We start from the raw sequence: 18,897 nt of genomic DNA, 5'->3' as shown, positions 1-18,897 counted from the left end.
ACGCGGGAATACTCACTCACGTGACCTCAGCCGCGCAGCGCCTCGCGCAGCTTGACCCGCGCGCCCATCTTCAGCAGCGAGTTCTCATAGATCTTGGCGCCGATAAGAACCACGACGACGCACGCCGCCAGCATGATGACGAGGGCTGCCAGCGGCTCCCACCACGCGGCCTCGTTGAAGAAGAGGCGGATCGGCATTGCCACCGGCGCCGAGAACGGAATGTACGAGAGCGTGGTCATCACCACGGGATTGTCGCCGAAGAAGATCACCAGGAAGTACGGGATCATCGTCAGATACATCACCGGGGTCATCGTCGCACCGACATCCTCCTGGCGAGAGACCAGCGAACCAGCCGCCGCGAACATCGCCGCGAGCAGGATGAATCCGAAGAAGAAGAACAGCGCGAACCAGGCGATCGGCCCGCCGATTCCCTGCAGGATTGTGGTCTGCCCCGTGACCATGAGGCCGATGGCGCCGACCACCACCAGCAGCAGAATCTGCGAGATGGCGAGGATCGTGTTGCCGATCACCTTGCCCGCCAGCAGCAGGCGGGCGGGGATTGCCGAGAGCAGAATCTCGATCACACGAGTCTGCTTCTCTTCGACCACACTCGTCGCGATCGGCGAGCCGAAAGTGATCGCGGCCATCATGAACACCAGGCCGAACGCGATGCCGAGGATGTACCGCATGCCTCCGCTGGCCGGGTCTGGGTTCAGCAGTTCCACGGTCGGGGACTGCGACAGCATCATGACCAGTGACTGGGGTGCTTCCTTTTCCGCGACGACGACGATCCCCGTCGGGGAGGAGCTGTCATCGATGAGCGCAGCATCGACTTTGCCCTCCGTGACGAGATCCTCGGCCGCGGCGCGATCCGCGACCTCGGTGACATCGAAGCCCTCGACGCCGTCAAGCATTGCGGAAGCGGAACTCGTCGCCGCGATCGGGGTGATGCTGGGAGTCGCGCTGGCGATACCAGCCCAGATGACGCCGGCGAGCGCCATTACCAGCAGGATGCCGGTCGAAATGAGGTACGCCTTGCTGCGCAACTTCGTGCTGAGCTCGCGCTCTGCGACGAGCCAGACGCCCTGTGCGGGGGAGAGGGAAGTTGTTTTGGATCGGGCTGACGTGGTCACTGGATGACCTCCTTGAAGATCTGCGAAAGCGAAGGATGCTGCGGAGTGAAGCGAGTGACCTCGCCGCCGTCGAGGGCGCGGCGGAGCACCCGCTGCGCGATGGCCGGGTCTTCGGCATCGAAGACGGCGTTACCACCTTCGAAGTCCACGACGCTCACGCCCGGTTCGTCGCGCAACCAGCCGACGTCACCGTTGCTCTCCAGCTCCCAACGGGGGGCCGAGTGCTGTTCGCGAAGGACCTCGCGGGGGCCAGCAGCGCGGATCGTGCCGCCAGCGATGATGACGAGGTCATCGCAGAGACGCTCAACGACGTCGAGTTGGTGCGAGGAGAACAGCACCGAGACGCCGCGGGCGGCGCGCTCCTGGAGTACGCCGGCAACCGTGTCGACGGCGAGCGGGTCAAGGCCAGAGAACGGCTCATCAAGGATGAGCACGCCTGGGTCGTGCACGAGGGATGCCGCGATCTGAGCACGCTGCTGATTGCCGAGCGAGAGCGCCTCGAGGTTGTCGTTCAGTCGCTCACCGAGTCCGAGTTCGGTGAGGAGCGCGGTGGCTTTGTCGGTGGCATCCGATTTGTTGAAGCCATGCAGGCGAGCAAGGTAGACGACCTGCTCGAGCACCTTCATTTTCGGGTAGAGCCCGCGTTCCTCCGGCATGTAGCCGAACTGGCGGCGGGCGTCGGCGGTGAGTTCCGTACCGCCGAGAGTGACCGAGCCGCCGTCAGATGCGAGGAGTCCGAGGATGATCCGCATCGTCGTGGTCTTGCCCGCACCGTTGCCTCCGACGAAGCCGGTGAGGTGGCCGCTGGCGACAGAGAAGGTGACGTCATCGAGTACGCGGCGCGAGCCGTAACTCTTGGTGACGCCGGTTAGCTGCAGTGTTCCTGAGGTCATGCTTCCAGGCTAGGGATGCAGCATGCGTCGCCGTATCCCCCCAGCGGCGGATCTTCAGCGTCCCCCGCGCGGTTGAGTCGTGGATGCCGCTCTCGGCACCGCCTGGACCTGAGGCTTCCCAGGAAACTGATTGCATGCACGGGAATAGACTTCTAGAGGTGGTCGTTGATACCTCTAGACCGCAAAGACTCGTATTGAGCCCGAACAGAAGGAAAACCCTGTGACCCGCACTATCGGATACATCGTCGGCAGCATCTCCAGCACGTCCATTAACCGCCGTCTGGCGCGAGTGCTGGCAAACCTCGCTCCCGAGGGCACCGAGCTCGTCGAGATCGCGATCAAGGATCTGCCCTTCTACTCGCCCGACTACGACGGCAACTTCCCCGAGGTTGCAACGGAGTACAAGAAGGCGATCGCCGACGTAGACGGCGTCATCATCATTACCCCCGAGTACAGCCGCTCCATCCCCGGCGTGCTGAAGAACGCCCTCGACTGGTCGACCCGCCCGTACGGCGACATGTCGTTCTACGGCAAGCCGGTCGCTGTGATCGGCACCTCGGGTTCTGGTATCGCCACCGCCGCTGCCCAGCAGCACCTGCGCGCGATCCTCGGTCACTTCAGCGCAGTCACGATGGGTCAGCCTGAGGGCTTCATCCAGGACCGCCCGGGCCTGTTCACCGAAGACGGCCAGGTGACCGACGACAGCACCGCCGGCTTCCTCGTCGGATACCTTGAGGCATTCAACGGCCTCATCTCGCGCGTGCAGCACTCTGCGGACCTCGTTAGCGCGTAAGCAGCTTTCGAGAACCCTGACCCTTCCGCCGGGCTCAGGGGCCGGACGACAGGTGCCCCGTGGCCATGTGCCGCGGGGCACCTGTCGTTTCCGGGACTGGCGCGGCGGATGCCGCAGGCTACGCGAGCCCGTGCCGCAGCGCCAGAACAACCGCCTGTACGCGGTCGCCGGCCCCGAGCTTCTGCAGGATGCGCGAGATATGCGTCTTCACTGTCGCCTCGCCGATGAACAGTCTCGCGGCGATCTCCGCATTGCTCATCGCCTCAGTCAAGAGTTCCAGCACTTCCGCCTCGCGGTCGGTAAGCGGCTCTGCGAGGGTGAGCGCGGGGCGGGATGCCGTCGGTGCTGATTCGGTCGCAGCGGGAGTCGCGAACCGTTGCACCACCCGCCGAGTCACTTCCGGTGCCAGCATCCCGTCGCCGGCGGCGAGAACACGAACGGCTGCGACCAGATCCTCCGGGCCGCTGTTCTTGAGCAGGAATCCGCTCGCCCCGGCATCCAGAGCGCTAAACAAATAGTCGTCGCGGTCGAAGGTCGTCACGATCGCGATCGCGGCATGCACCTCGGGGGCGGCGACGATCTGCCTAGTCGCTTCGATGCCGTCCATGTCCGGCATCTGGACGTCCATGCAGATCACGTCGGGTTTGAGAACGGATGCCTGCGCCACTGCCTCCGCGCCCGTCGAGGCCTCGCCGACCACGGTGATGTCGGGTTGGATCTCGAGGATCGTTCGGAACCCGGCGCGCAGCATGGCGTGGTCATCGACGAGGAGGACGCGGATCGGATCGGTCATGCAGGGGCTCCTGTCAGTTCGGCGGCCTGCGTGAGTGGAACCTGCACGCGTACGCGCCAACCGCCGCGTTCGCGGGGTTCGGATTCAATCGTGCCACCCGAGGCGAGTGCGCGTTCACGCATGCCGAGCTGTCCCAGGCCGCTGCGAGGCGTGAGAACCGAGCGGCCGGTGTTCACGACTTCAAGTTCGACCTCTTGGTCGGTGTAACGCAAGCGCACATCTGCGGTGGCGCCTACTCCCGCATGGCGGCGGGCGTTCGTCAGCGACTCCTGAGCAATGCGATAGAGGTTCACCTGCACGACGGACGGCACCGGCACCGGATCGCCGACGACCGTGAATCTCGTGGGCACGCCGGCGTCGTTCGACGCAGCGACGAGTTGAGTGATGTCTTCGAGATCAACGGTGGATGCAGGATCGTCGGCATCAGCATCCGACGAGCGCAAGGTCTCGAGCAGGTGGCGCAGCTCGGTGATCGCTTCACGAGCGGAGTTCTCGACGCCGGAGAGAATCTGTTTCGTCTTGTCGGGATCCTGATCGAGCACCATGCGCGCGGCGCCCGCCTGTACGCCCATGACCGAGACGTGGTGTGCGACGACGTCGTGCAGTTCGCGGGCGATGCGCACCCGGTCGAGGGCGACAGCCTGGGCTGCGGTCACCTCGCGCTCGCGCTCGAGGTCTGCGGTTCGCTGCTCGAGCGCTTCGCGCTGCAGGGTCGCTTTCCAGGTGCGTTCGCCGAAGTAGTAGGCGCCTCCGAAATAGAGGGCGTTCAGCAGCAACTGCAGCATCATGAACGCGAGATAGGGCGACATGGCGCCCGCGATGATCTCGGCATCCTTGGCGGTGTCGATCGCATCGCGGTACATCGTAATAAGCAGCCAGACGAACATGCCGATGATGATCGACACGCGCACGATCATCGCTGCGCGACGGTTCTGCATCCACGCGCCTACCGTGTACAGCGCGATAAACATCGCGATATTGCCCGCGTAAAGCTCGGGGATGTGCAGCGTGACGGCTACAAAGTACGCGACCGAGACGATGACGGCGACCTGTGCAGGCCAGATGCGCCGCCCGGCAAGCGGCAGTGCCACGACCGCCAGATAGACGAGTGCCTGCCACAGCGGAGCCTGCTCATCGCCGTAGATCTCAGAGATCGCCGAGAGTGCGGCGCTGATGACGCCGGAGACAAAGACGATGACGGCCAGCAGCACGTCGGCTCGACGTTGTTGCGCGGTCAACGCGCGAGAGGGTGCGGACATACTTCCACGGTACGGGGGAGCGGATGCTGCGGCATCCGCCGCGCGACGGATTTGCGCTCGGTCCCGCGGTCCAGGTCGCGATGGGTGCCGCTCTGCGCGCGGCGGAGCGGCAGAATTTGCGACCTGAACGCAGCTCAGGCGAAGATCATCGGCATGTCGTCATCGTCGTCGGTGCCGCCGAAGTCGAGTTCGACCACCACAGGTACGTGATCGCTGGGCTGGGTGCCCTTGCGTTCTTCGCGGTGGATGGATGCTCCGGTCACGGCTTCGGCCAGGGTTCGTGAACCGAGCACGAAGTCGATGCGTACGCCTTCGTTGCGGGGGAACTTCAACCGCTGGTAATCCCAGTAGGTGAAGCCCTCGGGGATGAGCGGGCGAACGACGTCGGTGAGACCGGCATCCTGGAAAGCGAAGAATGCCGCACGCTCTTCGGGTGACACATGCGTCGAGACGCCCTCGACGATGTCGGGGTCACCATTGTCGTTGTCGAACGGGATGATGTTGAAGTCCCCGACCAGGGCCAGCGGCAGATCGGGATTCGACTGCAATTCGGATGAAGTGTGCTGGCGCAGCGCCTCGAGCCAGTGCAGCTTGTACGCGAGATGCGGGTCTCGAGCGAGCGGCCGTTGGGCACATACAGGCTCCACACCCGCACGCCGTCGACGGTCACGCCGAGCGCACGCGCTTCGAGCGGAGCATCCGGGCCGTCGTGGCCCTTCGCGAAGCCCGGCATCCCGGTAAACGCGGTCTCGACGTCGGTGATCGGCAAACGGCTCGCGATCGCGACACCGTTCCACTGATTCAGCCCGTGCACCTCGACGTGGTAGCCGGCCTCTTCGAAGGGCGCGTACGGAAACTGCTCCGGCTTGCACTTGATCTCTTGCATTGCGAGCACGTCGATGTCTTCACGCACCGCGAATTCGACCGTGCGGGCGACGCGGGTGCGGATCGAGTTGACGTTCCAGGTGGCCAAGCGCATGCGTTCAGCCTACGGGTGGGATCGCACGTCAGCGCTCCGCGGGCCTCGTGCTGCGTTCATTCGTTCGCGGCGAGATACATTTTGTTCGCTGCTGCGTGCACGGCGGCAGGATTGCTCTGTCCGGCTCGGTCAGCGGGGGCGAGGAGCGCACCGGGATCGTTCGCGCTGAGGCGGACTCCAGCCTCCGCGCACAACTCGACGAACTCGTCGAAGGTGTGGGAGTAGTCATCGAGTGACCACGCGAGCGCGTCGCTGAGGGAAGCGCCGGGGAGCAGCCGGTAGGTTCCCTCGGAGTCGAGCTGCACGATCGGCGCCTCGGTAATAGGAGTGTCCTCCGGTCCACGCCAATACCCCCACGCCGATTCGTTCTCGTCTACTGCTGCCCACGTGATGAGCGCGATCGTGTCCTTGTGTGCATGGATGTTCGCCGCGATTGACGGTTCCTTGAGTTCCTCGGCCGAGAGGTAAGTCGGCTCTATGTAACCCTCGTGCACTGATGCGGGGACCTCCCCCGCGGGTACGAACACGACACCGTCATCAGAGAACGGGGTGTCTTGTTTGGAGTTCTGGAGTTCGAGCCAGATCTGGAGGTCATTGGGAATCATCGTGCTCCTCGGCTTTCGGCGGCGTGGATCGGGTCAACGTCGCGAGTGTGCGATGGCTAGGCCCCTGGGCCTGTCGAAGGGTCTGCCGTGCCGACGAGGATGCCGCGGGCCAGCGTATGGAAGTGACGGTTGAATCCGAGTACCGCGGGCGTCGAGCCCGGCGCGATGTCGAGGGTGTCGATGTCGAGGGCATCCACAACGAAGAAGTAGCGGTGTACACCGGTGCCCTCGGGTGGTTCTGCGCCGATAAAACGCTCGGAGCGCGCCTCGTTCGGGAGCACGGTGGCGCCGTAGGGGAGCGACTCGAGCATCCCGTCGCCGCTTGTCAGGGAGGTCGTCGCGGCCGGCAGGTTGTAGGCCGCCCAGTGCCAGAAGCCCGATCCAGTCGGTGCATCCGGATCGAAGCAAGAGACTGCGAAGCTCTTCGTGCCAGCAGGCGGCGTCGACCATTGCAGGGCAGGCGAGCGGTCCTCGCCGCCACGGGCGGCCGCCCACGCGAACAGAGGTAGTGCGCCGCCCGGTTCGAAATCAGGGCTGGTCAGCTCAAGCGGCGCGAAATCGCGCAACGTGGAGAGCTCGGCGTAAGGATCGTACGAAAGCATGGGTCTCCTTCGAGTGATGTCACCGGCCACGATAGGCGAACACGGGCGCTGTGCATAACTCCTCCAAGTTCGCCGCGATCGGCGCGCGGCGGACACCGCAGGACCGATTCTCGTCCGATCTGGAGGAGTTGTGAACGTGGCCCCGGCTCTACACTGGATGCCGTGACCGCACTCGACGCAGACCGCCAGTCCCTGCTTGCCCTCATCAAAGACGAGGCGGTGTTCCACGGCGAGTTCACCCTCTCGAGTGGCAAGCAGGCCACGTACTACGTCGACATGCGCAGGCTCACGCTCGACCACCGGGCGGCTCCCGCGATCGGCCGAATCATGCTCGACCTGATCGGCGATCTCGACGCCGCGGCCGTCGGGGGGCTGACTCTCGGCGCCGACCCGATCGCGAACTCCGTGCTGCACGCCTCTGTCGCAACCGACCGTCCGCTCGATGCTTTCGTTGTCCGCAAGGAGCCGAAGGATCACGGGCGCGGTCGTCAAATCGAAGGCGCAGATGTCGCAGGCAAGCGCGTCGTCGTCTTGGAAGACACCTCCACCACGGGGCAGTCTGCGCTCAAAGCCGTCGAGGTGCTGCGCCGCGAGGGCGCGGAAGTCGTGGCCGTCGCCGTGATCGTTGACCGCAAGACCGGCGCACAGGCTGCGATTGAGGCCGAGGGCCTGCAGTGGCTCTCCGCCTTCGGTCTCGATGATCTCGGACTCGACCCGCAGTGACCCGCTACGCCCTGGCCGTTGACGTTGGTGGCACCAAGATGGAGGCGGCGCTCGTCTCTGACGAGGGCGTTCTGGTCGCCGGCAGTCGTTCGCGTAGCGCGACGGGTCGGGAGGCCACGCCGACGTCGCTGGATGCCGCCGTCGAGCAGATCGTCGCCCATGCACTGGCATCTCTTCCCCGGGGGGCAGAGTTCGTTGGTGCAGGTGTCGGCAGCGCCGGTCCCATCGACCGTGCGAGCGGTCGAATCGTCCCGGTGAACATGCCGTCGGCGCACGGCTACCCCTTGGCGGATGCTGTGCGAAACGCAGCATCCGGCACCGTTGGGCACGAGGTGCACACCGTCTTCGGCCATGACGGCGGGGCACTCGCGCTCGCCGAATCCTGGCTGGGTGCGACGCGAGACGCGCGGTCATCACTCTCGATCGTCGTCTCCACCGGCGTCGGCGGGGGGTTCGTCCTGGAGGGCCAGTACATCGCCGGCGCGTCAGGCAATGCGGGACACCTCGGCCAGGTCCGACGCGAGGGCGGGTTGACGCTCGAGCAGATTGCGTCCGGACCCGCCAGCGCTGCGTGGGCCCAGACGCAGGGGTGGAGCGGTGCGACAGGTGAGGACCTCGCCCGTGACGCAGCATCCGGTGACACGGTCGCGCGCGCCGCGATCGAACGCTCCGCCCGCGAAGTCGGCGCAGCGCTGGCGGATGCAGCGACCCTCGTCGACCTCGACATGATCGCCATTGGCGGCGGATTCTCACGGGTCTCCGCTGACTACATCGACCTGGTGCAGCAAGCGCTCACGGCCAGCGCCGCGCACGACTACTCGCGTCGGGCACGGGTGGTGCGCTCAGGACTGGGCGATGAGGGGCCGTTGATCGGCGCCGCTGCGCTCGTGCTGCGGTAGTCGCCCAAAGTGTGGGCGCTGGTCAGCGCTTGTCGTCGCCCCAGGGGCCTTCCCACCAGTTGCCAGAATGGCCGTGCTCGTCACGGCCCCCGCGGCGACGGGAGCGCACGAACTGCACGACGATGATCGTGAGCGACGACAACCCAATCAGGATCAGCACGAGGAACAACATGTCGTTTTGATTCACGGACGCTTCCCTTCCGCGGCATCCGCCACGATCTTTGCGATGCGGGCGGCCTTGGTCTCTGGGCGTCTCGCCGTGGCGATCAACGTGAGCCCGAGCTTCTTCACCGACTGGGGAAAAGCATCCCACGTCGCGCGCGCAACCGGAACTGCATCCAACGCCATCGTGAACTCAACGGGTTCGATGCCGGCCTCTGGCCCGTCGAGCATTTCCCAGGTGCCGTTGGCTTTCGCCACCTCGATGGCCCGGATGCCAGCCGGCGCGAGCTCGCCCTGTTCCTCGAGCGCTGTCAGCCGGGCCTTGTTCGTGGCCGCCCAGCCGCTGGCCGGCCGTCGCGGAGAAAACCACTGGCCGACGCCCTCCTCCGAGAACGTCCGCACCGGGCCGTCGATCCATCCGAAGCAGAGCGCTTGGCGCACGGCATCCTCGTAGCCGAGCGAGGTGCCATCGTTCGAGCCTCGCACGTTCATCGCCCAGACGCCTGTCGATTGCGCGTGATTCTCCTCGAGCCAGGCGCGCCAGGTCGCGGCATCCGTCGCCTGAATTCGCTCGCCATCGTCGAGAACGCCCATGATCAGTCGTCGGACGAGGAGTTCTCTGGCAGCAGGTCGGCGACGGAGTCCACGATCTCGTTCGGACGGAACGGGTACTTCTCGATCTCGGCCTGGTCGCTGATGCCTGTGAGGACGAGCACGGTGTGAAGCCCCGCCTCGATGCCGGCGACGATGTCGGTGTCCATCCGGTCGCCGATCATGCCGGTCTTCTTCGAATGTGCACCGATCTTGTTCAACGCCGAGCGGAACATCATCGGGTTGGGCTTGCCGACGACGTAAGGCTCCTTGCCGGTCGCCTTCGTGATCAGTGCGGAGATCGCGCCCGTCGCCGGCATCGGGCCGTCGGCGCTGGGACCGGTAGCATCCGGGTTCGTGGCGATGAAGCGAGCACCCTTGTTGATGAGCCGGATCGCTTTGGTGATCGCCTCGAAGGAGTAGTTGCGTGTCTCGCCGACAACCACGAAATCGGGGTTCGTCTCTGTCATCACAAATCCGGCGTCGTGCAGAGCAGTGAGGATGCCGGCCTCGCCGATGACGAACGCCGACCCGCCAGGAAGCTGCTGCTCGAGAAAAGCCGCGGTGGCGAGGGCAGAGGTCCAGATGCGGTCCTCTGGCACGTGCAGTCCGCTGGAGCGGAGCCGCGCAGAGAGGTCGCGGGCGGTGAAGATCGAGTTGTTGGTCAGCACAAGGTAGGGGAGGCCTGCGCTCTCCCAGCCGGCGAGCAGCTCGGCGCGCCGGGGATGGCGTCATTCTCATGGACGAGCACGCCGTCCATGTCGGTGAGCCAGCATTCAATGTCGTCGCGATGTGCCATGGGCTCAGCCTATTGGGCGGAACACCCGGGCGGCGGATGCTACGTGCTAACCCACACGACGTCGGCCGCGCCGTCCGGAAAATCGACCGCGGTGCCGTCGAGCTCGAAGCCACCATCGGTCACTCGAACCTCTGATCCAACAGCCAGCCCCCGCGCCTCCAGCGCACGCAGCAGCTCGGGGTCGCGGTCACTCACTCGTAGCACGCGACCGGAGTGCCAGGAGCGCGCTTCAGCGAGCAGCACAAAAGGTTCACGGTCGACGTTGCCATCGGCATCCGGAATCGCGTCGCCATGCGGGTCGAAGCGAGGAGATCCAAGCCGCGCGTCGATGCCCTGCAGCAGACGATCGCTGATGGTGTGCTCAAGCACCTCCGCTTCGTCATGCACCTCGTGCCAGGCGTAGCCGAACTCCTGCACCAGCCAGGTCTCGATGAGGCGGTGCCGGCGCACCATCGACAGCGCGCGGTTCTCGCCCTCGGGGGTCAGACGTACCGCACCATATGGCACGTGCGAGACGAGGCCCGACTTCGCGAGCTTCTTCACCATCTCTGTCACTGAGGAGGGGGCGATGCCCAACTTCGCGGCCAGCACGGACGGCGTGATCGGCGCATCCTGCCATTCGGTGTGCGCGTACACAGTCTTCAAGTAGTCGTCTGCTGCCGGGGATGCCACGCTCCCAGACTACGCTGGCCCGGACTACGCTGACACAGTGACCGAGACACCTGAGCGCAGTACCCACGGACTAGGGCCCTGGGATGGCGAATGGCCGTCGGGTGACCAGTACGACCCCGAGTTGCTCGAGCACGGCGACACCCGCAACGTCATCGACCGCTACCGGTACTGGCGGATGGAGGCGATTGTCGCCGACCTTGACACGCACCGGCACCCGTTCCATGTCGCCATCGAGAACTGGCAGCACGACATGAACATCGGCTCGATCGTGCGGAGCGCCAACGCGTTCCTCGCCGACACCGTGCACATCATCGGACGCCGCCGCTGGAATAAGCGCGGCGCGATGGTCACTGACCGCTACCAGCACGTCGTGCACCACGAAGATGTCGCCGCGTTTGCCACGTGGGCCGCAGCAGAAGGCATCCCGATCATCGCGGTCGACAACGTCGATGGCGCCGTCCCCGTCGACAAAGCCGATCTCTCCGAACGCTGTGTGCTGTTGTTCGGACAGGAAGGCCCCGGGCTTACCGACGAGGCGCTCGCCGCGGCATCCGGGCACATCGAGATCACCCAATACGGCTCGACGCGGTCGATCAACGCCAGCGCCGCGGGCGCCGTGATCATGTACGAATGGTGCCGCCGCTACGCCGACTGAGGTCGTGCTCAGTCGCGTTGGATGCCGCAGGTGTGACGCATGAGCGCGTGGACGTCGGCGCCGAACAGACCGGTGGCGAAGACGCCGATCACGGCTAAACGGTCTCGCCCAGCCACCGGCCGGTCTTCACGCGCCAGCCGAGTGTCGCGAAGCGGGCGAGCAGGTAGACACCGAAGAACGCGGCCGAAAGCCACACCAGGCCCGCGACGCCGTCGACGCCCGTCGCGGCGACGATCCACAGGGCGGGAAGGAACGGCAGGAGGTTCAGCCCGCCGGCGATTGCGAGATAGCGAACGTCTCCGGCGCCCATCAGCACGCCGTCGAGGACGAACACGATTCCCGCGATGGGCTGCGCGATCGCCAGCACGATGAGGGCCGGCTGGATGAGGGATGCCAGCACGGGAGAGCCGGTGAACGCGAGTCCGATCACGCCGGAGAGAGCGCCGATGATGATGCCGACGATCACGCCGAACCAGGCGCCCCAGGCCACCGTGCGCGTGAGCACCTGTCGCACGCCGGCATTGTCACCGGCACCCAGACCCTTGCCGATCAGTGCCTGCGCGGCGATCGCCAAAGCATCCAGCGCGAAGGCTGCGGCAGAGAAGATCGTGAACACCACCTGCCAGCCGGCGAGTTCCTCTGTGCCGATTCCGGTCGCGACGCCGACAGTGATCAACAGCGCTGCTCGCAGGCTGACAGTGCGCAGGAACAGCCATCCGCCGGAGCGGGCAGACCCACGAACACCGTCGCGCTGCGGTCGCACCGATGCGTCGTGCTTCCGTGCCAGCCGACCGATGACGACGACGTACGCAGCAACCATGGCCCACTGGGCAGCGACGGTGCCGACCGCTGATCCGGCGATTCCCCAGCCGAATCCGTAGATGAACAAGAAGTTGAGTAACGCGTTCGCGCCGAATCCTGCACCGGCTATCCAGAGCGGGGTCACGGTGTTCTGCATGCCGCGCAGCAGTCCGGTTGCGGCGAACACGATCAACATCGCCGGCAGGCCCCACATGCTGATCACCAAGTAGGTGTCGGCCTGTTCGGCGACCTCCGCAGATGCACCGAACAGCGAGACCACCCAAGGTGAGGAGACAGCACCCGCGACGGCAAGGACAGCACCGAGCCCCAGCGCCAGCCACATGCCGTCGATACCCACCGAGACGGCATCCTTATGGTCACCGGAGCCGAACTTGCGCGCGACCGCCGGTGTCGTCGAATAGGCGAGGAAGATCATCAGCCCGACGATGGTCTGCAGCACCGCGCTCGCGATGCCGAGTCCCGCAAGCGGCACCGTGCCGAGATGGCCGACGAGCACAGCATCCACGATCAGGAAGGCGGGTTCTGCGATCAGCGCGCCGAGCGCCGGGACCGCAAGGCGCAAGATCTCTCGATTGAGGGATGCAGGGCGCGCGGTCATCCTTCGAGCCTATGGGGTGCTCGTCACGAATCTCAGTCGGTACACGCGGCGCGCTGTCGGTCCCCGCGCATAGGGTAGATACATGACTGATGTTCTCCCCGCAGGCCTTGCCACAGAAGAGTTCAGCTCCGAGATCCGTCCGCAGGACGATCTCTACCGGTATGTCAACGGCGGCTGGATTGCTCGCACCGAGATTCCGGGAGATAAGGCCCGTTGGGGGTCGTTCCACCTTCTGGCTGAGCAGGCTGAATCTGACGTCCGCGCGATCATCCTCGAGTCACAGGATGCCGAGCCAGGCACTCTGGAGCGCAAGATCGGCGACCTGTTCACCAGCTTCATGGACACCGCGAGCATTGACGCCGCAGGCATCGAACCGCTGCGAGAGACGCTCGCCGAGATCGACGCGATCGATAGCATCCCGGCCTTCCTCGCTACCGCAGGCGCCTACGAGCACGACGGTCGCGCGCATCTCATCGGCCTGTTCATCGAACCCGATCCCGGTAACCCCGAGCGCTACGTACCGTTCCTGGTGCAGTCGGGCCTGTCGCTTCCGGACGAGAGCTACTACCGCCTCGACAGCTTCGCAGACACCCGCACCGCCTATCGTGCCCACCTCGGACGCCTCCTCGCGCTCGCCGGAGTTGAGGATGCCACAGGCAACGCCGAGCGTGCCTTCGGCATCGAGACCGAGCTTGCGAGTCACCACTGGGACAACGTAGCGAGCCGCGACGCCGTCGCCACCTACAACCTGAAGTCCTGGGATGAGACTCAGGCGCTGGTCGCGGTAGATCTCGCTCCGTGGCGGGATGCCGTCGCCCCCACGAACCCGGATGCCTTCGCCGAGGCGGTCGTCTATCAGCCCAGCGCGCTCGAGGGGCTGGGATCGCTGCTCACCGCCGAGCGACTGGAGGATTGGAAGGCGTGGATGCGCGCTCAGGTCGTGCACGCCGCGGCCGCGTATCTCACGGACGACATCGTGCAGGAGAACTTCTCGTTCTACGGCACTGAGCTCACCGGAGTTCCCACGATCCGTGAGCGGTGGAAGCGTGGCGTCTCGATCACTGAGGGTGCGCTGGGCGACGCGATCGGCAAGGTTTACGTCGAGCGGCATTACCCGCCGACGGCGAAGGCCGCCATGGATGAGCTCGTCGCGAACATCATTGAGGCGTACCGGCAGAGCATCACCACGCTCGATTGGATGAGTCCTGACACCCGCGAGCGGGCGCTGGCCAAGCTCGATGCCTTCACGCCGAAGATTGGTCACCCAGAGGTCTGGCGTGACTACTCGAACCTCGAGATCGACGCCGCGGATGTCTTCGGCAATGTGCGACGAGCATCCGTCTTCGACCACGACCGCAACGTCGACAAGGTGGGCAAGCCCATCGACCGCAACGAGTGGTTCATGCCGCCGCAGATGGTCAATGCGTACTACAACCCGCTGATGAACGAGATCGTGTTCCCCGCCGCGATCCTTCAATACCCGTTCTTCGACGCTACGCGCGACGCGGCCGCTAACTACGGCGGAATCGGCGCGGTAATCGGCCACGAGATCGGCCACGGCTTCGACGACCAGGGTAGTCGCTACGACGGCTCGGGCAAGCTCAACGACTGGTGGACCGATGCTGACCGCGCCGCGTTCGAAGAACGCACTAAGGCACTGATCGCCCAGTACGAGGCACTCGTTCCTGAGGGGTTGCCGGCAGAAAATCACGTGAACGGTGCACTCACGATCGGCGAGAACATCGGTGATCTCGGCGGCCTCGGAATCGCGCTGAAGGCCTACGAGCTGTCGCTGGGTGGTGCGGATGCTCCGGTCATCGACGGCCTCACCGGAGTGCAGCGGCTGCTGCTGAGCTGGGCGCAGGTGTGGCAGCAGAAGAGTCGAGAGGCCGAGACGATTCGCCTGCTCACGATCGATCCGCACTCACCGAACGAGTTCCGCTGCAATCAGATTGTGCGCAATATCGACGCGTTCTACGAGGCATTCGGTGTCGCGGAGGCAGACGCCTTGCACCTTCCGGCGGACCAGCGCGTGACGATCTGGTGATCATTTCCGATCACCCCTAACGCGGCGCGAACGAGCGGGTTACGATAGCCACTGCTGCTGGGGGGCATGCTCCTGGCAGCGTCCCCCCAACACACACCTTCCTGGGAAGGAACACGCGTGGGCACTCCCCCCCCGAGCCTTCGCCATCAGTCACGCTAAGCCGATCCCATCGCAGCGCCCGACGTCTGCCGCGCCGCGCAGCAGTGGGTCGGCGTTCGTTCGTGGCAACACTTCGCGCTCTGGAAGAGCTGACGGATGCCGGCGCTCAGGTATCGGTGCATGTGACAGACCTCGACAACGGCAGTGATGTGCTCGTCGGAGACGACCACATCACCATGCCGATTGCCGGTCTCGGGATCGTGCCGCTGCTGATCGAGGTCGCCGCGGGCTTTGACTCAGGGTCCCTGGACCCGCTGGAGCTCGTCGATCGTTCATCAACGGAGGATGTCACCGGCGCGGGGATCTGGCGTAATCTGTGGGCGCCGACGCTGCCCCTTGGTGATCTCGCTGTGCTGGCCGCGACCGCAGGTGATCCGATCGCCGTCAACGCGCTGCTGCAGCGCGTGGGGCATGAGCGGGTGAGCAATCTCATTGCGGCGCTTGGCCTGACGCACACGGCACTGCTTGATCGGTTCCGCGACCGCCGAGGACCGGATGACGCTCCACACGTCGCGGTCGGCACGACGCGTGAACTTGCCCGGCTCTTCTCCGCCCTGGTGAATTCGAAGGCTGTCGACGCTGCGGTGAGCGCTCAGGTCTCAGAGTGGCTGAGCCTCAACCATGACCTCAGCTTGGTCGCGGCATCCACCGGTCTTGACCCCTTCGCGCACGATCACGACGAGCATGGCCTGCTGTTCATCAATAAGACCGGTCGCGACCGCGGCGTCCGCGCTGAGGCCGGCGTACTTGCGGGCCCCCGAGCCGGCATCGCATACGCAATGATCGTGTGCTTCGATGACCTGTCGATCACTCACCGCCTGCGTGCGCACGACGCGTTCCGTGTGCTGGGACTCGAACTCATGGAGTACGCGCACTAGAACGGGCCGAAGCGTCGTTCCGGGTCGAGCGCTGCACAACCGGCTCGAGGGCATCGGCGAGAGCATCCAGTTGCGCAGGGCTGAGGTTGTCGAGCACCAGGCGGTGGACCGTGTCGAAGTGGTTGGGCGTCGCGAGGATCAGCTGGCGACGGCCCTGCGTGCTCAGCGTGAGCAAGACACTACGGCGGTCGTGCTCGCTCTCTTTTCGTTCGAGCAGTCCGCGCTGCTGCAGCCGGCTGACCACCTTCGAGGCGCGGGGGAGCGCCGCGTTCGTTGCTGCGGCCAGGTCGCTGAGACGCATCGCGCCGCTGCGCTGGAGAGCGCTGAGCAGGATGAACTCGTAGTGGGTGAGTCCGGCATCCCGCTGCAACTGTGCGTCAAGCGCCGCGGGCAGAAGTTCGGCCGTGCTGATGAGCGCGAGCCAAGCCCGTGACTGTGCGGGAGTCATGCGGGGAAGGGGAGTTGCCATGTTCTCCATTCTGCCGGGAATAGTTGCCGGGACAAGTGGGTTGACCTAATTACTTGCCGAAGCAACAAATTGTGTCGGCTCTCTGACGAAAGGTAGAACAATGACTGCAGTCACCATCATCGGAACCGGAAACATGGGCCAGGCGATCGCCGGCATCGCACACAAGGGCGGCGCACAGGTGCAGATCTTGGCCCGCGACCTCGAGAAGGCTGGCACCGCGGCAGCGGCGATTGGCGCAGCATCTGGCGTGGTCGGCGACGCGATCACCGGCGAGATCGTCGTGCTTGCGGTTCCCTACCCGGCGCTCGCCGAGATCGCCAAGGCCTACGGCGACCAGCTCACGAACAAGGTCGTCGTCGACATCACCAACCCGGTCGACTTCGCCACGTTCGATGCACTCGTCGTTCCGGCGGACTCGTCTGCCGCCGCCGAATTCGCCGCAGCGGTTCCCGGAGCGAAGGTCATCAAGGCGTTCAACACCACCTTCGCAGCCACCCTCGCCACGGGCGAGCTCGGCGGAGAACCGACGGTCGTACAGCTGGCTGGCGACGATGACGCAGCCAAGACTCTCCTCGCTGACGTGATCACCGCGGCGGGCCTCAAGGTCGCGGATGCTGGTGCACTGAAGCGTGCGCGCGAGCTCGAGGCGCTCGGATTCCTGCAGATGGTGCTCGCCGTGCGGGAGCAGATCGGTTGGACCGGCGGGTTCGCTGTCCGCAGCTGATGCTCTGAGTGACCCGCCGGCACGACTTGTCGGTCGTAGGTACGGATGTCGGTCGAAACCTCCGGGTTTGGGCCGACATCCGTGTTTTGGGCAGACAGGTGGACTCGACAACCGAGCGACCCGGACGGCCTCACCCTCTGACGGAGGTCAGCTCGGAAGTGACGGATGCCGTTCGAGCGGACGGATTTTCGGAATGAACAGCGACAGGACCAGCGCGATAACGCCGGCCACGACCGCGAGCCAGAAGCAGACGTTGAAGGCTTCGCGCGTGGGAACGGCGACCCCGTCGACGCTGACGCTCATCGCCGCGAGCACGCCGCCCATGACCGCCGACGCGCTCGACGTTCCTACCGAGCGGAACAGGGCGTTGAGGCCGTTAGAGGCGCCAGTTTCGTTGGCGGGCACCGAGCGCATGATGATCATCGGCATCGCGGCGAATGTGAAACCGATGCCCACGCCGATGATCGCGTTGGAAACCAGGATGTGCCACCACTCGGACGACCAGATGAGCACATAGCCGTAGGCGACCACGATCGCACCGGCACCGATGGAGAACAATGGCCGCGGTCCGATGGTGCGCTCCAGCCAGCCCGACAGCGGAGAAAGCACCATCATCACCAGGCCCGCGGGCATGATGATGAACGCGGCGGTCAACATATCGAGACCGAAGCCTGATCCCGTCTCGACCGGGAGTTCGAGCATCTGAGGGAACGTGACGTTGGATGCGAAGAAGGCGAAGCCGGTGCCGATCGCAGCGACGTTCGTCAGCAGCACGGCAGGACGCGCGGCGACGCGCAGGTCGAGCAGCGGGTCTTTCGCCCGCAGCTGATACCAGCCCCACACCAACAACACCAGCACGCCACCGACTAGCAGGCTGAGGCCGATGGGCGACGTCCAGCCCCATTCGGCGCCGCGCGAGACGTAGAGCAGCAGCCCGCTGAGGCCGATCGCCAGACCAATGGCGCCGAGAATATCGAGGCGCCCAGGCGAGAGCAGCACATCCTCCGGAACGAAGAGGAAGACCAGGATGAGACCGATGACGCCGAGGCCCGCGGCGAGCCAGAACAGCGCGTGCCAGTCGGCGTTCAAGGCGAGGTACGCGGCCAACGGCATCCCCAGCGCTCCGCCGACTCCCATCGTCGCGCTCATGAGCGCGACGGCAGTGCCCAGGCGATTGGTGGGAAGAATGTCGCGCATGATCGCGATGCCGAGCGGGATGACGCCGGTCACGCCGCCCTGCAGGCGCGCCCGATGATCACGCCGACGATCGAGCCGGACAGTGCGGCGATCACCGAACCGACGATGAGCATCGCCAGCAGCACGACTACCACGCGTCGCTTGCCGTACATGTCTCCCACGCGCCCCGAGATGGGGGTGGCGATGGCGGCGACGAGCAGGGTGATCGTGACGACCCAGGTGGTGTCTTCGCGAGAGGCGTTCAGGAGCGTCGGCAGCTCGGCCTGGAGCGGGACAACGAGCGTGAACATGAACGACGAGCAGAGCCCCGCGAAGGCGAGTACTGCGACGGTGAGTCCGCGATTCGGGGTGCGTGAGAGTCGTTTTCTTGCTCTGTCGTCCCTGTCTCCCATTCGTTCAGGCTATCGGTGCTCACACAGGGGAAGGCCACGCTCAGTATCGGCGA

The 18,897-nt window shown here is 65.3% G+C and carries 18 protein-coding genes and 3 pseudogenes; 7 read left to right on the top strand and 14 right to left on the bottom strand.

Annotated elements, in window-relative coordinates; all coding sequences use genetic code 11:
- Nucleotides 1-26: 26 nt before the first annotated feature.
- Entirely contained in the window at nt 27-1,133 is a 1,107-nt protein-coding gene (locus DC31_RS02535; protein WP_036276585.1) for an ABC transporter permease, read from the bottom strand.
- Nucleotides 1,130-2,026, bottom strand: coding sequence for an ABC transporter ATP-binding protein (locus DC31_RS02530; RefSeq protein ID WP_036276583.1), 897 nt, complete (start codon nt 2,024-2,026; stop codon nt 1,130-1,132). Before DC31_RS02530 ends, DC31_RS02535 begins: the two co-directional genes overlap by 4 nt.
- 220 nt (nt 2,027-2,246) lie before the next feature.
- On the opposite strand from DC31_RS02530, the gene DC31_RS02525 reads away from it, so the two are divergent.
- Entirely contained in the window at nt 2,247-2,819 is a 573-nt protein-coding gene (locus tag DC31_RS02525) for an NADPH-dependent FMN reductase (RefSeq protein WP_036276580.1), read from the top strand.
- 118 nt (nt 2,820-2,937) lie between these two features.
- Here DC31_RS02525 and DC31_RS02520 read toward each other — a convergent pair whose 3' ends face one another.
- From DC31_RS02520 to DC31_RS02500, 5 genes and pseudogenes are all read right to left on the bottom strand, one after another.
- Nucleotides 2,938-3,612: a response regulator gene (locus DC31_RS02520; RefSeq protein WP_036276577.1), complete on the bottom strand. Its 675-nt coding sequence runs from the start codon at nt 3,610-3,612 to the stop codon at nt 2,938-2,940.
- The gene (locus tag DC31_RS02515) at nt 3,609-4,871 is read right to left on the bottom strand and encodes a sensor histidine kinase (RefSeq protein WP_036276574.1); all 1,263 of its coding nucleotides are present in this window, start codon (nt 4,869-4,871) and stop codon (nt 3,609-3,611) included. The genes DC31_RS02520 and DC31_RS02515 overlap by 4 nt, the downstream gene beginning before the upstream one ends.
- 134 nt (nt 4,872-5,005) lie before the next feature.
- A pseudogene (locus DC31_RS02510) lies at nt 5,006-5,850 on the bottom strand (exodeoxyribonuclease III).
- Between the two features lie 56 nt (nt 5,851-5,906).
- On the bottom strand, nt 5,907-6,455 hold the full coding sequence (locus DC31_RS02505; RefSeq protein WP_036276571.1) for a hypothetical protein: 549 nt from the start codon (nt 6,453-6,455) through the stop codon (nt 5,907-5,909).
- Nucleotides 6,456-6,511: 56 nt separating this feature from the next.
- Nucleotides 6,512-7,057, bottom strand: coding sequence for a YbhB/YbcL family Raf kinase inhibitor-like protein (locus DC31_RS02500; protein ID WP_051606335.1), 546 nt, complete (start codon nt 7,055-7,057; stop codon nt 6,512-6,514).
- Nucleotides 7,058-7,219: 162 nt separating this feature from the next.
- Here DC31_RS02500 and pyrE point away from each other — a divergent pair, with 162 nt between their 5' ends.
- Nucleotides 7,220-7,780, top strand: a complete 561-nt coding sequence (gene pyrE, locus DC31_RS02495; RefSeq protein ID WP_036276568.1) for an orotate phosphoribosyltransferase — start codon at nt 7,220-7,222, stop codon at nt 7,778-7,780.
- Nucleotides 7,777-8,679, top strand: a complete 903-nt coding sequence (locus DC31_RS02490; protein ID WP_036276565.1) for an ROK family protein — start codon at nt 7,777-7,779, stop codon at nt 8,677-8,679. The genes pyrE and DC31_RS02490 overlap by 4 nt, the downstream gene beginning before the upstream one ends.
- Nucleotides 8,680-8,701: 22 nt before the next feature.
- On the opposite strand, the gene DC31_RS18615 is transcribed toward DC31_RS02490, so the two are convergent.
- The 4 genes and pseudogenes from DC31_RS18615 to DC31_RS02475 all read right to left on the bottom strand — a co-directional run bounded on the left by DC31_RS18615 (nt 8,702) and on the right by DC31_RS02475 (nt 10,903).
- Complete coding sequence (locus DC31_RS18615) at nt 8,702-8,866, bottom strand: hypothetical protein (RefSeq protein ID WP_200872854.1); 165 nt, start codon at nt 8,864-8,866, stop codon at nt 8,702-8,704.
- Nucleotides 8,863-9,435 carry a YdeI/OmpD-associated family protein gene (locus DC31_RS02485; RefSeq protein WP_036276563.1) on the bottom strand — a complete coding sequence of 191 codons (573 nt, stop codon included), beginning with the start codon at nt 9,433-9,435 and terminating at the stop codon, nt 8,863-8,865. The genes DC31_RS18615 and DC31_RS02485 overlap by 4 nt, the downstream gene beginning before the upstream one ends.
- Before the next feature lie 2 nt (nt 9,436-9,437).
- Nucleotides 9,438-10,231 (bottom strand): annotated as a pseudogene (locus DC31_RS02480) (HAD-IIA family hydrolase).
- Between the two features lie 39 nt (nt 10,232-10,270).
- Entirely contained in the window at nt 10,271-10,903 is a 633-nt protein-coding gene (locus DC31_RS02475) for a metal-dependent transcriptional regulator (RefSeq protein WP_036276560.1), read from the bottom strand.
- Nucleotides 10,904-10,940: 37 nt separating this feature from the next.
- Between DC31_RS02475 and DC31_RS02470 the strand changes: the two genes are divergently transcribed.
- The gene (locus DC31_RS02470) at nt 10,941-11,558 is read left to right on the top strand and encodes a TrmH family RNA methyltransferase (RefSeq protein ID WP_036276557.1); all 618 of its coding nucleotides are present in this window, start codon (nt 10,941-10,943) and stop codon (nt 11,556-11,558) included.
- 94 nt (nt 11,559-11,652) lie between these two features.
- On the opposite strand, the gene DC31_RS02465 is transcribed toward DC31_RS02470, so the two are convergent.
- Nucleotides 11,653-12,978 carry an MATE family efflux transporter gene (locus DC31_RS02465; RefSeq protein WP_036276556.1) on the bottom strand — a complete coding sequence of 442 codons (1,326 nt, stop codon included), beginning with the start codon at nt 12,976-12,978 and terminating at the stop codon, nt 11,653-11,655.
- 82 nt (nt 12,979-13,060) lie between these two features.
- Here DC31_RS02465 and DC31_RS02460 point away from each other — a divergent pair, with 82 nt between their 5' ends.
- On the top strand, nt 13,061-15,025 hold the full coding sequence (locus tag DC31_RS02460; RefSeq protein WP_036276552.1) for a M13 family metallopeptidase: 1,965 nt from the start codon (nt 13,061-13,063) through the stop codon (nt 15,023-15,025).
- A gap of 221 nt (nt 15,026-15,246) precedes the next feature.
- Nucleotides 15,247-16,062 carry a serine hydrolase gene (locus DC31_RS02455; protein ID WP_235201278.1) on the top strand — a complete coding sequence of 272 codons (816 nt, stop codon included), beginning with the start codon at nt 15,247-15,249 and terminating at the stop codon, nt 16,060-16,062.
- On the opposite strand, the gene DC31_RS02450 is transcribed toward DC31_RS02455, so the two are convergent.
- Complete coding sequence (locus DC31_RS02450; RefSeq protein WP_036276549.1) at nt 16,043-16,531, bottom strand: MarR family winged helix-turn-helix transcriptional regulator; 489 nt, start codon at nt 16,529-16,531, stop codon at nt 16,043-16,045. The two genes, DC31_RS02455 and DC31_RS02450, sit on opposite strands and share 20 nt — an antisense overlap.
- A 100-nt stretch (nt 16,532-16,631) precedes the next feature.
- Between DC31_RS02450 and DC31_RS02445 the strand changes: the two genes are divergently transcribed.
- Nucleotides 16,632-17,255 (top strand): NADPH-dependent F420 reductase, encoded by a 624-nt coding sequence (locus DC31_RS02445; RefSeq protein WP_036276546.1) that lies wholly within the window; start codon nt 16,632-16,634, stop codon nt 17,253-17,255.
- A 147-nt stretch (nt 17,256-17,402) separates the two neighbouring features.
- Here DC31_RS02445 and DC31_RS02440 read toward each other — a convergent pair.
- Nucleotides 17,403-18,844, bottom strand: a pseudogene (locus tag DC31_RS02440) (MFS transporter).
- Between the last annotated feature and the right edge of the window lie 53 nt (nt 18,845-18,897).

The organism is Microbacterium sp. CH12i, assembly GCF_000685355.1.
Classification (GTDB): Bacteria; Actinomycetota; Actinomycetes; order Actinomycetales; family Microbacteriaceae; genus Microbacterium.
Note: the sequence above shows the minus strand (reverse complement) of the source record. Positions and strands in the feature narration are given on the sequence as shown.

Coding starts and splice junctions, on each gene's coding strand:
- DC31_RS02460 (WP_036276552.1), top strand. CDS start 13,061: ATGACTGATGTTCTCCCCGCAGGCCTTGCCACAGAAGAGTTCAGCTCC.
- DC31_RS02515 (WP_036276574.1), bottom strand. CDS start 4,871: ATGTCCGCACCCTCTCGCGCGTTGACCGCGCAACAACGTCGAGCCGAC.
- DC31_RS02520 (WP_036276577.1), bottom strand. CDS start 3,612: ATGACCGATCCGATCCGCGTCCTCCTCGTCGATGACCACGCCATGCTG.
- DC31_RS02465 (WP_036276556.1), bottom strand. CDS start 12,978: ATGACCGCGCGCCCTGCATCCCTCAATCGAGAGATCTTGCGCCTTGCG.
- DC31_RS02500 (WP_051606335.1), bottom strand. CDS start 7,057: ATGCTTTCGTACGATCCTTACGCCGAGCTCTCCACGTTGCGCGATTTC.
- DC31_RS02530 (WP_036276583.1), bottom strand. CDS start 2,026: ATGACCTCAGGAACACTGCAGCTAACCGGCGTCACCAAGAGTTACGGC.
- DC31_RS02450 (WP_036276549.1), bottom strand. CDS start 16,531: ATGGCAACTCCCCTTCCCCGCATGACTCCCGCACAGTCACGGGCTTGG.
- DC31_RS02505 (WP_036276571.1), bottom strand. CDS start 6,455: ATGATTCCCAATGACCTCCAGATCTGGCTCGAACTCCAGAACTCCAAA.
- DC31_RS02485 (WP_036276563.1), bottom strand. CDS start 9,435: ATGGGCGTTCTCGACGATGGCGAGCGAATTCAGGCGACGGATGCCGCG.
- DC31_RS02445 (WP_036276546.1), top strand. CDS start 16,632: ATGACTGCAGTCACCATCATCGGAACCGGAAACATGGGCCAGGCGATC.